The sequence below is a fragment of the Streptomyces sp. NBC_01446 genome (assembly GCF_026340095.1).
Classification (GTDB): Bacteria; Actinomycetota; Actinomycetes; order Streptomycetales; family Streptomycetaceae; genus Streptomyces; species Streptomyces aureus.
Genome location: NZ_JAPEPO010000001.1, coordinates 6,744,523 through 6,758,580 on the forward strand (window position 1 = coordinate 6,744,523; position 14,058 = coordinate 6,758,580).

Sequence of the window (14,058 nt, forward strand, 5' to 3'; positions counted from 1 at the left end):
ATTTCCGCACGGATTCTCGACACCATTTCATGGCCGTCCGGGCACGTACCCCGCTGCTGGACGGATGGAGAGGGAGAACGAGAAGGTGGCAGCACCCAAGAAGGGCCGAAGTCACGGCGCCCAGAGCAGGCCGGGCCGCACACTGGCTTTCATCCTGATCGCGATGGTGGCGCTGACCGGCGGGATGTTCCTGTCCGGCCACACCACGCCGCGCCTGGGCATCGACCTCGCCGGTGGTACGAGCATCACGCTCAAGGCGAAGAGTGAGCCGGGTCAGAAGAACGCGGTCAACCAGACCAACATGAACACGGCCGTGAGCATCATCGAGCGCCGCGTCAACGGTCTGGGTGTCACGGAGTCCGAGGTCCAGACCCAGGGCTCCGACAACATCATCGTCAACATCCCCAAGGGGACGAACGAGGCGCAGGCGCGCGAGCAGGTCGGCACGACCGCCCAGCTCTACTTCCGCCCCGTGATCACCGTGGCCGCCGGTGCGCCCACTCCCGAGCCGTCCGCCAGCCCTTCGGGCTCGGACAAGGGCAAGGCGACCGACAAGGCGGCCGACAAGGCCACGGACGGCGGCACGGGCAAGGCGTCCAGCACGCCGACCCCCACGCCGACCGCCTCCCAGACCTCGCAGGGCCGTGCTGTCACCGACGCCCTGAAGGCCGACTCCTCCCCGACGCCGAGCGCGAGCTCCTCCGCGAGCGGCAAGCCCACCCCCTCGGCGAGCTCCACCCCGGACCCGGCCACCGCCGCGCTGCAGAAGAAGTTCACGGACCTCGACTGCACCGACAAGGCCGCCCGCAGCCAGGTCACCTCGGGCGTCAGGCCCGAGGACACCGCCGTGGCGTGCGGCAAGAACTCGTCCGGCCAGTGGGAGAAGTACATCCTCGGCCCCGCCGAGGTGAACGGTAAGGACGTCGACAAGGCGCAGGCCACGATCAACCAGCAGACCGGTGCCTGGGTCGTCAACATGGACTTCACGGGCGGCGGCTCGAAGAAGTTCGCGAAGATCACCAGCAAGCTCTCGCAGCAGCAGCCGCCGATGAACCAGTTCGCCATCGTGCTCGACGGCGACGTGGTCTCGGCCCCCAGCGTCAGCTCGACCCTGAGCGGCAGCGCGGAGATCTCCGGCAGCTTCGACCAGCAGTCCGCCCAGGACCTCGCCAACGTGCTGTCCTACGGTGCGCTCCCGCTCTCCTTCCAGGAGCAGAGCGTCACGACGGTCACCGCTGCCCTCGGTGGTGAGCAGCTGCACGCCGGCCTGATCGCCGGTGCCATCGGCCTCCTGCTCGTCGTGATCTACCTGGTGGTCTACTACCGCGGCCTGTCGCTGATCGCGCTCGCCTCGCTCCTCGTGTCCGCGGTCCTCACCTACGTGATCATGACGCTCCTCGGCCCGGCCATCGGCTTCGCGCTGAACCTGCCGGCCGTCTGCGGCGCGATCGTGGCGATCGGTATCACGGCCGACTCGTTCATCGTGTTCTTCGAACGCATCAGGGACGAGATCCGTGAGGGTCGCTCGCTGCGGCCCTCCGTCGAGCGCGCCTGGCCGCGAGCCCGGCGCACGATCCTGGTCTCCGACTTCGTGTCGTTCCTCGCCGCCGCGGTGCTGTTCGTCGTCACCGTCGGCAAGGTCCAGGGCTTCGCGTTCACGCTCGGCCTGACCACCGTGCTCGACGTGGTCGTCGTCTTCCTGTTCACCAAGCCGCTGATGACGATCCTGGCCCGCAAGAAGTTCTTCGCGAGCGGACACCCCTGGTCCGGGCTCGACCCGAAGCGCCTCGGCGCCAAGCCGCCACTGCGCCGCACGCGCCGTGCCCCCGGCTCTTCCGTAGGCCCTGTCGACACGAAGGAGGCGTGAGATGTCGAAGCTCGGCCATCTCGGCGCCCGGCTCATCCGCGGTGAAGTCGGCTACGACTTCATCGGCAAGCGCAAGATCTGGTACGGCATCTCGATCCTGATCACCATCACGGCCATCGTCGGCCTGGCGGTGCGTGGTCTGAACATGGGCATCGAGTTCGAGGGCGGCGCTGTCTTCACCACCCCGAAGACCAGCGTCTCCGCGGGCACGGCGGAGCGCTCCGCCGAAGCCGCCTCCGGGCACGACGCGATCGTCCAGGAGCTCGGCACCGGCGGTCTGCGCATCCAGATCTCCGGCGTGGACACCGCGAAGTCCGACCAGATCAAGACCGAACTCGCCAAGGACCTGAACGTCCCCGAGGCGAAGATCAACGCCGACCTCGTCGGACCCAGCTGGGGCGAGACGATCGCCAACAAGGCATGGACCGGCCTGATCGTGTTCATGATCCTCGTGGTGATCTATCTGGCCATCGCCTTCGAGTGGCGCATGGCCATCGCGGCCCTGGTCGCACTGATCCACGACATCACGATCACGGTCGGGATCTACGCCCTGGTCGGCTTCGAGGTCACCACGGGTACGGTGATCGGTCTGCTGACCATCCTCGGTTACTCGCTCTACGACACGGTGGTCGTCTTCGACTCCTTGAAGGAGGGCACGAAGGACATCACCAAGCAGACCCGCTACACGTACAGCGAGATCGCCAACCGCTCCATCAACGGCACACTGGTGCGTTCGATCAACACCACGATCGTCGCGCTGCTGCCGGTGGCGGGCCTGCTGTTCATCGGTGGCGGCTTCCTCGGCGCCGGCATGCTGAACGACATCTCGCTGTCGCTGTTCGTCGGTCTCGCGGCCGGTGCGTACTCGTCCATCTTCATCGCCACTCCGCTCGTCGCCGACCTCAAGGAACGCGACCCGCAGATCAAGGCCCTGAAGAAGCGCGTGCTCGCCAAGCGCGCGGCGGCGGCCGCCAAGGGCGAGTCCGCCGAGGCCCCGGAGGCACAGGGCGAGGGCGACGACTTCGACGACGACCCGTCGGACGACGAGGCCGCCGCGGTCGTCGGCCCCCGCCACCAGCCCGCGTCGCGCAACCGCGGCCGCGGCCGGCCCTCGGGGAAGCGTCGATGACCGAGCTCGCAGAACTCTCGGCGCTGCTCCACAGCCGCATCCGCGATGTGCCGGACTACCCGGAGCCGGGCGTGATGTTCAAGGACATCACCCCGCTCCTGGCGGACCCGTCGGCCTTCACGGCACTCACCGACGCCCTCGCGGAGTTCTGCGTCGCGAACGGCGCCACCAAGGTGGTCGGCCTGGAGGCGCGCGGGTTCATCCTGGGCGCCCCCGTGGCCGTACGCGCCGGGCTCGGCTTCATCCCCGTACGCAAGGCCGGCAAGCTCCCCGGGGCGACGCTCAGCCAGTCGTACGACCTGGAGTACGGGTCGGCCGAGATCGAGGTGCACGCCGAGGACCTGGTCGCGGGCGACCGCGTCATGGTGATCGACGACGTCCTCGCCACCGGCGGCACGGCCGAGGCGTCGGTGCGGCTCATCCGGCGCGCGGGCGCCGAGGTCGCAGGCATCGCCGTCCTGATGGAGCTGGGTTTCCTGGGTGGCCGCGAAAGGCTGCTTCCGGCCCTTGACGGCGCTCCGCTGGACGCACTGCTCATGGTCTGAACACCTGGTCACAGGCGTAAGGGCGGGCCCGGAGGAATCCGGTGCCCGCCTTTTGCGTTTGCCCTGTTGAAAGCCGTCCCACCGGCCGAAGGCGAGCGGGCGGCCCAGTGTCGATACCATGGGGTCTCCGGGACCTGAACGGGGGACCCGTCGCGCACGAGGAGCGCCGTTGCCAGACGAGGCCAAGCCACTCTCCCCCAGCGCCGAGCGCGTGGGGGTACCCACAGCCGCCAAGCCGGACCAGAAGGCCGACCAGGCCGCGGCCCCCGCAGGCGTGCCCGCGAAGCCCGGGAAGACCGGCCAGACCGGGCCGAGCTCCACCGGTACCCCGGAAGGCAAGAGGGCCGAGCCGCAGCCGCGCCCCAAGCCCGCCGCCGGCAAGAGCCCCGCCCCCGGCCCGGCTGCCGCCGCCCCGGCTCCGGCCGCTCCGCCCACGCCGCCCGTGGTGCGCCCCGCGGCAGGCCAGCCCGCCCGCTCCGGCTCCTCGAACCGCGTCCGCGCCCGCCTCGCCCGTCTCGGCGTGCAGCGCTCCAACCCGTACAACCCCGTTCTCGAGCCGCTGCTGCGGATAGTGCGCAGCAACGACCCGAAGATCGAGACGTCCACGCTCCGCCAGGTCGAGCGCGCCTACCAGGTCGCCGAGCGCTGGCACCGCGGCCAGAAGCGCAAGAGCGGCGACCCGTACATCACGCACCCGCTCGCGGTGACGACGATCCTCGCCGAGCTCGGTATGGACCCCGCGACGCTCATGGCGGGCCTGCTGCACGACACCGTCGAGGACACCGAGTACGGCCTGGACACCCTGCGCCGCGATTTCGGTGACCAGGTCGCCCTCCTCGTCGACGGCGTCACCAAGCTCGACAAGGTCAAGTTCGGCGAGGCCGCTCAGGCCGAGACCGTCCGCAAGATGGTCGTCGCGATGGCCAAGGACCCGCGCGTCCTGGTCATCAAGCTCGCCGACCGCCTGCACAACATGCGCACGATGCGGTACCTCAAGCGCGAGAAGCAGGAGAAGAAGGCCCGCGAGACGCTGGAGATCTACGCTCCGCTGGCGCACCGCCTGGGCATGAACACCATCAAGTGGGAGCTGGAGGACCTCGCCTTCGCGATCCTCTACCCCAAGATGTACGACGAGATCGTGCGTCTGGTGGCCGAGCGCGCGCCCAAGCGCGACGAGTACCTCGCCATAGTGACCGACGAGGTGCAGAGCGACCTGCGCGCCGCCCGTATCAAGGCGACCGTCACCGGCCGCCCGAAGCACTACTACAGCGTCTACCAGAAGATGATCGTCCGCGGCCGTGACTTCGCGGAGATCTACGACCTGGTGGGCATCCGTGTCCTTGTCGACACGGTGAGGGACTGCTACGCAGCCCTCGGCACGGTGCACGCGCGATGGAACCCGGTCCCCGGCCGGTTCAAGGACTACATCGCGATGCCCAAGTTCAACATGTACCAGTCGCTGCACACGACGGTGATCGGCCCCAACGGCAAGCCCGTTGAACTCCAGATCCGAACCTTCGACATGCACCGCCGCGCCGAGTACGGCATCGCCGCGCACTGGAAGTACAAGCAGGAGGCCGTCGCCGGCGCCTCCAAGGTGCGCAGTGACCAGCCGAAGGCCACCGGCAAGGACGACCACCTCAACGACATGGCGTGGCTGCGCCAGTTGCTCGACTGGCAGAAGGAGACGGAGGACCCGGGCGAGTTCCTGGAGTCCCTGCGCTTCGACCTCTCGCGCAACGAGGTCTTCGTCTTCACGCCGAAGGGCGACGTCATAGCGCTCCCGGCCGGAGCGACCCCCGTCGACTTCTCCTACGCGGTCCACACCGAGGTCGGCCACCGCACCATAGGGGCGCGGGTCAACGGGCGGCTCGTACCGCTCGAATCGACCCTGGACAACGGCGACTTGGTGGAGGTCTTCACCTCCAAGGCGGCCGGCGCCGGCCCCTCGCGGGACTGGCTGGGCTTCGTCAAGTCGCCCCGCGCGCGCAACAAGATCCGCGCCTGGTTCTCCAAGGAGCGCCGCGACGAGGCGATCGAGCAGGGCAAGGACGCCATCGCGCGCGCCATGCGCAAGCAGAACCTGCCGATCCAGCGCATCCTGACGGGCGACTCCCTCGTCACGCTCGCGCACGAGATGCGCTACCCCGACATCTCGTCCCTGTACGCGGCGATCGGCGAAGGCCACGTCACCGCGCAGAGCGTCGTCCAGAAGCTCGTGCAGGCCCTCGGCGGCGAGGACGCCGCCAACGAGGACATCGCCGAGAGCGCACCCCCGTCGCGCGGCCGCAAGCGCCGTGCGAACGCCGACCCCGGCGTGGTGGTCAAGGGCGTCGAGGACGTGTGGGTCAAGCTGGCCCGCTGCTGTACGCCCGTCCCCGGCGACCCCATCATCGGCTTCGTCACGCGCGGCAGCGGCGTATCGGTGCACCGCAACGACTGTGTGAACGTCGAGTCGCTGTCCCGCGAGCCCGAGCGGATCCTCGAGGTCGAGTGGGCGCCCACGCAGTCCTCGGTCTTCCTGGTCGCCATACAGGTGGAGGCCCTCGACCGCTCGCGACTGCTCTCGGACGTCACCAGGGTCCTGTCCGACCAGCACGTCAACATCCTGTCCGCGGCCGTGCAGACGTCCCGCGACCGGGTGGCCACCTCCCGCTTCACCTTCGAGATGGGTGACCCCAAGCACCTCGGTCACGTCCTGAAGGCGGTCAGGGGAGTGGAGGGCGTCTACGACGTCTACCGCGTGACATCGGCGCGCAGGCCGTAGCCGACCGACATGAGAGGGGCCCCCGGCGCTCAGCGCCGGGGGCCCCTCTCATGTGATGACTGCTCAGCCGCCGAACTCGTGCAGGCCCTTGAGCGCCTGGTCGAGCAGCGCCTGACGGCCGTTGAGCTCACGTTCGAGCTTGTCGGCCCTCGCGTTGTTGCCCTGCGCGCGGGCCGCGTCGATCTGGCCCCGCAGCTTGTCGACCGCGGCCTGGAGCTGACCGGTGAGCCCCTCGGCACGCGCGCGTGCCTCCGGGTTCGTACGGCGCCACTCGGTCTCCTCGGACTCCTGAAGGGCCCGCTCCACGGCCTGCATCCGGCCCTCGACCTTCGGACGCGCGTCGCGCGGCACGTGGCCGATGGCCTCCCAGCGCTCGTTGATCGAGCGGAAGGCGGCGCGGGCCGTCTTCAGGTCCCCGATCGGCAGGAGCTTCTCGGCCTCGTCGGCGAGCTCCTCCTTGAGCTTGAGGTTCTCGCCCTGCTCGGCGTCCCGCTCGGCGAAGACCGAGCTGCGCGCCGCGAAGAACACGTCCTGGGCGCCGCGGAAGCGGTTCCACAGGTCGTCCTCGTGCTCGCGCTGGGCGCGGCCCGCGGCCTTCCAGTCCGTCATCAGCTCGCGGTACCGGGCGGCCGTGGTGCCCCAGTCGGTCGAGCCCGACAGCGACTCGGCCTCGGCGACCAGCTTCTCCTTGGCCTGGCGGGCGTCCTCGCGCTGCGCGTCCAGCGAGGCGAAGTGCGCCTTGCGGCGCTTCGAGAACGCCGAGCGCGCGTGCGAGAAGCGGTGCCAGAGCTCGTCGTCCGACTTGCGGTCCAGACGCGGCAGACCCTTCCAGGTGTCCACCAGCGCCCGCAGCCGCTCACCGGCCGCGCGCCACTGCTCGCTCTGAGCGAGCTCCTCGGCCTCGGTGACCAGGGCCTCCTTGGCGTGCCGCGCCTCGTCGGACTGCTTCGCCTTCTGGACCTTGCGCTCCTCGCGGCGCGCGTCGACGGTCTCGACAAGCTTGTCCAGGCGCTTGCCCAGAGCCTCCAGATCGCCGACGGCGTGCGCGTCCGTCACCTGCTCGCGCAGATGCTCGATGGCGGTCGTGGCGTCCTTCGCCGACAGGTCGGTCGTCTGCACCCGGCGCTCGAGGAGCCCGATCTCGACGACCAGGCCGTCGTACTTGCGCTTGAAGTAGGCGAGGGCCTCGTCAGGAGAACCTGCCTGCCACGAACCGACTTCACGCTCGCTGCCGTCGGCCGAACGCACGTACACGGTCCCCGTCTCGTCGACGCGGCCCCACGGGTCGCTGCTCACAGCGCCTCCTCCACATGATGCCTGCGGGGCGCCTTGGGGCCCCGGGCATCGTCCACAGTTTCGTCACGGCCAACATAGGCGACCGGCGGGGCGGCTGTCCGCATCCCGCGCGACCGAAATTTCACCGCCGGCGGTCAGGATTTCTTCACGGTCGCCTTGTCGATCACGACGGTGGCGTTCGGGGCGCCGTCGCCCTGTCCGGTGCTCTCACCAGCGGCGGCGATCTTCTTGAGCACCTTCATGCCGGAATCGGAAATGGTCCCGAACGGTGTGTAGCTCGGCGGCAACTGACTGTCCTGGTACACGAGGAAGAACTGGCTGCCACCGGTGTGCTTCTGGCCCGTGTTCGCCATCGCGATCGTGCCCGCCGGGTAGACGTTCCCCTTCAGGCTTTTGTCCTTCAGGTTCTCGTCCGGGATCGTGTAGCCCGGGCCGCCCGCGCCGGTGCCCTTCGGGTCACCGCACTGCAGGACGTAGATGCCGTTGGTGGTGAGCCGGTGGCACTTGGTGTGGTCGAAGAAGCCCTTGCCGGCCAGGAAGTTGAAGGAGTTCACCGTGTGCGGCGCCTCCTTCGTCTTGAGGTCGATGCCGATGTCGCCGCACGTCGTCGCGAGGTTCATCGTGTAGTCCGCCGCCTTGTCGACGGTGAGCGCCGGCTCCTTCTTCCAGCTGAGCGGCTTCACCTTGCCCGCGGCGGGCCTCTTGCACGGGTCGGCGGCCTTGGAGGGGCTCGCGCTCGGCTTGGAGGCCGCTGAGTCCTTCTTGTCCTTGCCGTCGAAGGCCCCGGCGGCGAACGCGCCGGCGCCCGCCACCACGACCACGGCCAACGCCGACGCGATCACCGTGTTGCGTGTGCGCGCCCTGCGCCGCGCGGACTCCCGCCGCTGCTGCTGCCGCAAGAACTTCTCCCGGGCGAGCTGCCGCCGCCGCTGATCGTTGCTGACCACCGGGTCTACTCCTCGTACGTCGCGAGACCTGATTCCGAACCCATTCGAAGTGATCCGAACGGGACGAACCTGGTCTGAACTGGACCTGTTACGACCGCCTGCTGTGTGCCCCGTACCGTATATGGGTTAGCTGTGGAATCGGCAGCGCCGGTAGGCTCTGATCTGCCGCATTCTTCTGCGGACACACTTCCGCCGGACGACATACGAAGGACGATCGTGCTGATTGCCGGGTTCCCCGCCGGGGCCTGGGGCACCAACTGTTACCTGGTTGCCCCCGCCGCGGGTGAGGAGTGCGTGATCATCGACCCCGGCCACCAGGCCGCTCAGGGAGTCGAGGACGCGCTCAAGAAGCATCGGCTCAAGCCGGTCGCGGTCATCCTCACGCACGGCCACATCGACCACGTCGCCTCCGTCGTCCCCGTGTGCGGGGCCCATGACGTCCCGGCGTGGATCCACCCCTCCGACCGCTACATGATGAGCGACCCGGAGAAGGGGATCGGCCGCTCCATCGGTATGCCGCTGATGGGCGAGCTGACCGTGGGGGAGCCCGACGACGTGCGGGAGCTGAGCGACGGCACCGAACTGAAGCTGGCGGGTCTCGACCTGACCGTGGCGCACGCGCCGGGTCATACCAAGGGGTCGGTGGCCTTCAAGATGCCCGAGAGCGCGGACATCCCGTCCGTGTTCTTCTCCGGGGATCTGCTCTTCGCCGGCTCCATCGGACGCACCGACCTGCCCGGTGGCTCCATGGACGACATGCTCGAATCGCTGGCACGCGTGTGCCTGCCGCTCGACGACTCGACCGTGGTGCTCTCCGGGCACGGCTCCCAGACGACCATCGGCCAGGAGCGCGCCACCAACCCGTATCTGCGGCAGGTGGCCGCCGGCCAGGGAACCTCCTTCGAGGCTCCCCGACGAGGAATGTGACGAGAGACTTCCGTGAGCACCTTTCAGGCCCCCAAGGGCACGTACGACCTGCTTCCCCCCGACTCCGCGCAGTACCTCGCGGTGCGCGACGCCATCTCCACCCCGCTGAGGAACTCCGGCTACGGCTACGTCGAGACGCCCGGCTTTGAGAACGTCGAGCTGTTCGCGCGCGGTGTCGGTGAGTCCACCGACATCGTCACCAAGGAGATGTACGCCTTCGAGACGAAGGGCGGCGACAAGCTCGCCCTCCGCCCCGAGGGCACCGCGTCCGTGCTGCGCGCCGCCCTGGAGGCCAACCTCCACAAGGCCGGCAACCTCCCGGTGAAGCTCTGGTACTCCGGCTCGTACTACCGCTACGAGCGCCCCCAGAAGGGCCGTTACAGGCACTTCTCGCAGGTCGGCGCCGAGGCGATCGGCGCAGAGGACCCGGCGCTCGACGCCGAGCTGATCATCCTGGCCGACCAGGCGTACCGCTCGCTCGGGCTGCGCGACTTCCGCATCCTGCTGAACTCGCTCGGCGACAAGGAGTGCCGGCCGGTCTACCGCGCCGCGCTCCAGGACTTCCTGCGCGGTCTCGACCTCGACGAGGACACCTTGCGCCGCGCCGAGATCAACCCGCTGCGCGTCCTCGACGACAAGCGCCCCGAGGTCCAGAAGCAGCTTGTCGGCGCGCCCTCGCTGCGCGACTACCTGTGCGACGGCTGCAAGGCGTACCACGAGCAGGTCCGTGAGCTCCTGACCGCCGAGGGCGTCGCCTACGAGGACGACGAGAAGCTGGTCCGCGGCCTCGACTACTACACGCGCACCACCTTCGAGTTCGTCCACGACGGTCTCGGCTCGCAGTCCGCGGTGGGCGGCGGCGGTCGCTACGACGGCCTCTCCGAGATGATCGGCGGCCCGTCACTGCCGTCCGTCGGCTGGGCGCTCGGCGTCGACCGTACGGTCCTGGCGCTCGAGGCGGAGGGCGTGGAGCTCGAAATCCCCTCCGCCACCAGCGTGTTCGCGGTCCCGCTCGGTGACGAGGCGCGCCGCGTCCTCTTCTCCAAGGTGACGGAGCTGCGCCGGGCCGGCGTCTCCGCCGACTTCTCGTACGGCGGCAAGGGCCTCAAGGGCGCGATGAAGAACGCGAACCGCAGCGGCGCCCGCTTCACGATCGTCGCCGGCGAACGCGACCTCGCCGACGGCGTCGTCCAGCTCAAGGACATGGAGTCGGGCGAGCAGGACGCGGTGGCGGTCGACGAGATCGTGGCCGTCCTGAAGGCCAAGCTGGCGTAGCCGGGCCTCCGGAGCAGTCGAAGGAGCGGGGCACGCGCGTGCCCCGCTCCTTCGACTGCTCGCGCCGTGTGTCGTCATGTCGGGGAGCGTCCCCTCGGGGCGAACACTTCGCGACCGTCGGCCGTACATGTTATGACCATCGAACGGTGGACACACAGGAGCGTGCGGCAGAATGAGGCTGCCAGCAGGCCACCACCCCAAGCGACGGAACGGCGTGATGAGCAAGACGACCACGGCAAGCGACAGCGCGTCCTCCACCGGCGACGACGGAGCGGGCGCTGCCCGCAGTGCCGGGGGTTCCCTGGGTTTCGCGCTGCTTCTGGTGATCACCGGTGCGGCGGGGCTGTTCGCGGCGTGGGTCATCACGATCGACAAGTTCAAGCTGCTCGAGGACCCGAACTTCACGCCGGGATGCAGCCTCAACCCCGTGGTGTCCTGCGGGAACATCATGAAGAGCGACCAGGCGTCGGTGTTCGGTTTCCCGAACCCGATGCTGGGGCTCGCGGCCTACGCCGTCGTGATCTGTGTCGGGATGAGTCTGCTGGGGCGGGCGAGGTTCCCGCGCTGGTACTGGCTGACGTTCAACGCGGGCACGCTGTTCGGGGTCGGATTCTGCACGTGGTTGCAGTTCCAGTCGCTGTACCGGATCAACTCGCTGTGCCTGTGGTGCTCTCTGGCGTGGGTCGCCACGATCGTCATGTTCTGGTACGTGACGTCGTTCAATGTGCGCAACGGGTTCCTGCCCGCGCCGTCCTGGCTGCGCTCGTTCTTCGGTGAGTTCACGTGGGTCGTGCCTGTGCTGCACGTCGGGATCATCGGGATGCTGATCCTGACGCGCTGGTGGGACTTCTGGACCAGCTGAGCCGCGGCCGGGGCCCCTGCTTCACGGGGCCGGGCGGGATTGTCAGTGGGGTGACATAGGGTTTTCGACGTGGAGCCCGACCTCTTCACCGCCGCAGCCGAAGACCGCCAGGAAAAGGACCCGTCCAGCAGTCCCCTGGCCGTCCGGATGCGCCCGCGCACCCTCGACGAAGTCGTCGGCCAGCAGCATCTGCTGAAGCCCGGCTCACCCCTGCGCCGCCTCGTGGGGGAGGGCGGCGGAGGCCCCGCAGGCCCCTCGTCGGTGATCCTCTGGGGCCCGCCCGGCATCGGCAAGACGACCCTCGCGTACGTCGTGTCCAAGGCCACGAACAAGCGCTTCGTGGAGCTCTCCGCGATCACCGCGGGCGTCAAGGAAGTGCGGGCTGTCATCGACGGTGCCCGCCGGGCGCTGGGCGGCCACGGCAAGGAGACCGTCCTCTTCCTCGACGAGATCCACCGCTTCAGCAAGGCCCAGCAGGACTCCCTGCTGCCGGCCGTCGAGAACCGCTGGGTCACGCTGATCGCGGCGACCACCGAGAACCCGTACTTCTCGATCATCTCCCCGCTCCTGTCCCGCTCCCTGCTCCTCACCCTCGAATCCCTCACGGACGAAGACCTGCGCGCCCTGCTCCGACGGGCCCTCACCGAGGAGCGCGGCCTCGGCGGCGCGGTCACGCTGCCCGATGAGGCCGAGGGCCACCTGCTGCGCATCGCGGGCGGTGACGCGCGCCGGGCCCTCACCGCGCTGGAGGCGGGCGCGGGATCGGCCCTCGCCAAGCAGGAGAAGGAGATCACCCTCCAGACCCTGGAGGAGTCGGTCGACCGCGCCGCGGTCAAGTACGACCGGGACGGCGACCAGCACTACGACGTCGCAAGCGCCCTGATCAAGTCCATCCGCGGCTCGGACGTCGACGCGGCCCTGCACTATCTGGCCCGCATGATCGAGGCCGGCGAGGATCCCCGCTTCATCGCCCGCCGCCTGATGATCTCCGCGAGCGAGGACATCGGCCTCGCCGACCCGACGGCGCTGCCCACGGCCGTCGCGGCGGCCCAGGCCGTCGCGATGATCGGCTTCCCGGAGGCTGCGCTCACCCTCAGCCACGCGACGATCGCCCTCGCCCTGGCCCCGAAGTCGAACTCCGCGACGACGGCGATCGGCGCCGCCATGGAGGACGTCCGCAAGGGCCTCGCGGGCCCCGTCCCGCCCCATCTGCGTGACGGCCACTACAAGGGCGCGGCCAAGCTCGGCCACGCGCAGGGATACGTGTATCCGCACGACGTCCCCGGAGGCATCGCCGCCCAGCAGTACGCGCCGGACGCGGTCAAGGGCAAGCGCTACTACCAGCCCACCCGGTACGGGGCGGAGGCCCGGTACGCGGACGTGGCCGAGCGCGTCCGCGAGCGCCTCATTGGGGAGCAGCCGGGCGCGACGGACAGCTGACGCCCAGCGACCCCTCGGAGGTCGTGACCTCGGTCCGCAGCACTCCTCGCCACCCTGTAAACTTCCCGAAGCGCTGCGTCTCGCGTCCGGCCCCGGCCGGCACCACCAGAGCGGGACATGCAGCCGGAACCTCGACGCCGCAAGGCATGGGGATCCAGGAGCGTCGCGCACCGTCGATAGGTGTCGCGGGCAGCCCACCACCATCCCGGACCTCCGGGAGCGGTCGGTGGGCCACTCGCGTGCTGCACGTATGTGCCCAGACCAGGGAGCGGCTGCCTGCCCCGTCCGTAAGGACAAGGCGGGTTTCCCCGGCTGCGGATGCGACCTCCCTTAACCCTGGTGAAGCCGTATCCACACAGAACAATGAGGTGTTTGGTTCATGACGAACCAGTCCCGCCCCAAGGTCAAGAAGTCGCGTGCCCTCGGTATCGCGCTGACCCCGAAGGCCGTCAAGTACTTCGAGGCCCGCCCCTACCCGCCGGGCGAGCACGGCCGCGGCCGCAAGCAGAACTCGGACTACAAGGTCCGTCTGCTCGAGAAGCAGCGTCTGCGCGCGCAGTACGACGTGTCCGAGCGCCAGCTCGTCCGCGCCTACGAGCGTGCCGCCAAGACGCAGCTCAAGACCGGTGAGGCCCTGGTCATCGAGCTGGAGCGTCGTCTCGACGCCCTGGTTCTGCGTTCGGGCATCGCCCGCACGATCTACCAGGCCCGCCAGATGGTCGTTCACGGCCACATCGAGGTCAACGGTGGCAAGGTCGACAAGCCGTCGTACCGTGTCCGTCCCGACGACGTCGTGATGGTCCGCGAGCGCAGCCGCGAGAAGCCGCTGTTCCAGGTCGCGCGTGAGGGTGGCTTCGCCCCCGACGGCGAGATCCCGCGTTACCTCCAGGTCAACCTGAAGGCCCTGGCCTTCCGTCTGGACCGTGACCCGAACCGCAAGGAAATCCCCGTGATCTGCGACGAGCAGCTCGTCGTCGAGTACTACGCCCGCTGATCATCCGGC

The 14,058-nt window shown here is 69.1% G+C and carries 11 protein-coding genes; 9 read left to right on the forward strand and 2 right to left on the reverse strand.

Annotated elements, in window-relative coordinates; all coding sequences use genetic code 11:
- Positions 1 to 85: 85 nt before the first annotated feature.
- The 4 genes from secD to OG456_RS30380 all read left to right on the forward strand — a co-directional run bounded on the left by secD (position 86) and on the right by OG456_RS30380 (position 6,308).
- Positions 86 to 1,867, forward strand: a complete 1,782-nt coding sequence (secD, locus tag OG456_RS30365; RefSeq protein WP_266566522.1) for a protein translocase subunit SecD — start codon at positions 86 to 88, stop codon at positions 1,865 to 1,867.
- A gap of 1 nt (position 1,868) precedes the next feature.
- A complete protein-coding gene (gene secF, locus OG456_RS30370) occupies positions 1,869 to 2,996 on the forward strand; it encodes a protein translocase subunit SecF (protein WP_266566524.1) in 1,128 nt (375 codons plus the stop codon).
- Positions 2,993 to 3,541 carry an adenine phosphoribosyltransferase gene (locus tag OG456_RS30375; RefSeq protein WP_266566526.1) on the forward strand — a complete coding sequence of 183 codons (549 nt, stop codon included), beginning with the start codon at positions 2,993 to 2,995 and terminating at the stop codon, positions 3,539 to 3,541. Before secF ends, OG456_RS30375 begins: the two co-directional genes overlap by 4 nt.
- Positions 3,542 to 3,710: 169 nt before the next feature.
- Positions 3,711 to 6,308, forward strand: coding sequence for a bifunctional (p)ppGpp synthetase/guanosine-3',5'-bis(diphosphate) 3'-pyrophosphohydrolase (locus tag OG456_RS30380; RefSeq protein ID WP_266566528.1), 2,598 nt, complete (start codon positions 3,711 to 3,713; stop codon positions 6,306 to 6,308).
- Between the two features lie 63 nt (positions 6,309 to 6,371).
- On the opposite strand, the gene OG456_RS30385 is transcribed toward OG456_RS30380, so the two are convergent.
- On the reverse strand, positions 6,372 to 7,604 hold the full coding sequence (locus OG456_RS30385; protein ID WP_266566530.1) for a DUF349 domain-containing protein: 1,233 nt from the start codon (positions 7,602 to 7,604) through the stop codon (positions 6,372 to 6,374).
- 134 nt (positions 7,605 to 7,738) lie between these two features.
- On the reverse strand, positions 7,739 to 8,551 hold the full coding sequence (locus OG456_RS30390) for a peptidylprolyl isomerase (RefSeq protein WP_266566532.1): 813 nt from the start codon (positions 8,549 to 8,551) through the stop codon (positions 7,739 to 7,741).
- Between the two features lie 216 nt (positions 8,552 to 8,767).
- Between OG456_RS30390 and OG456_RS30395 the strand changes: the two genes are divergently transcribed.
- The 5 genes from OG456_RS30395 to rpsD all read left to right on the forward strand — a co-directional run bounded on the left by OG456_RS30395 (position 8,768) and on the right by rpsD (position 14,049).
- Positions 8,768 to 9,478 carry an MBL fold metallo-hydrolase gene (locus OG456_RS30395; RefSeq protein ID WP_266566534.1) on the forward strand — a complete coding sequence of 237 codons (711 nt, stop codon included), beginning with the start codon at positions 8,768 to 8,770 and terminating at the stop codon, positions 9,476 to 9,478.
- A gap of 12 nt (positions 9,479 to 9,490) precedes the next feature.
- Positions 9,491 to 10,753 (forward strand): histidine--tRNA ligase, encoded by a 1,263-nt coding sequence (gene hisS, locus OG456_RS30400; protein WP_266566536.1) that lies wholly within the window; start codon positions 9,491 to 9,493, stop codon positions 10,751 to 10,753.
- A gap of 217 nt (positions 10,754 to 10,970) precedes the next feature.
- A complete protein-coding gene (locus OG456_RS30405) occupies positions 10,971 to 11,615 on the forward strand; it encodes a vitamin K epoxide reductase family protein (RefSeq protein WP_266566538.1) in 645 nt (214 codons plus the stop codon).
- A 69-nt stretch (positions 11,616 to 11,684) separates the two neighbouring features.
- On the forward strand, positions 11,685 to 13,055 hold the full coding sequence (locus OG456_RS30410) for a replication-associated recombination protein A (RefSeq protein ID WP_266566540.1): 1,371 nt from the start codon (positions 11,685 to 11,687) through the stop codon (positions 13,053 to 13,055).
- Between the two features lie 379 nt (positions 13,056 to 13,434).
- A complete protein-coding gene (gene rpsD / locus OG456_RS30415) occupies positions 13,435 to 14,049 on the forward strand; it encodes a 30S ribosomal protein S4 (protein ID WP_100597404.1) in 615 nt (204 codons plus the stop codon).
- Positions 14,050 to 14,058: the final 9 nt, after the last annotated feature.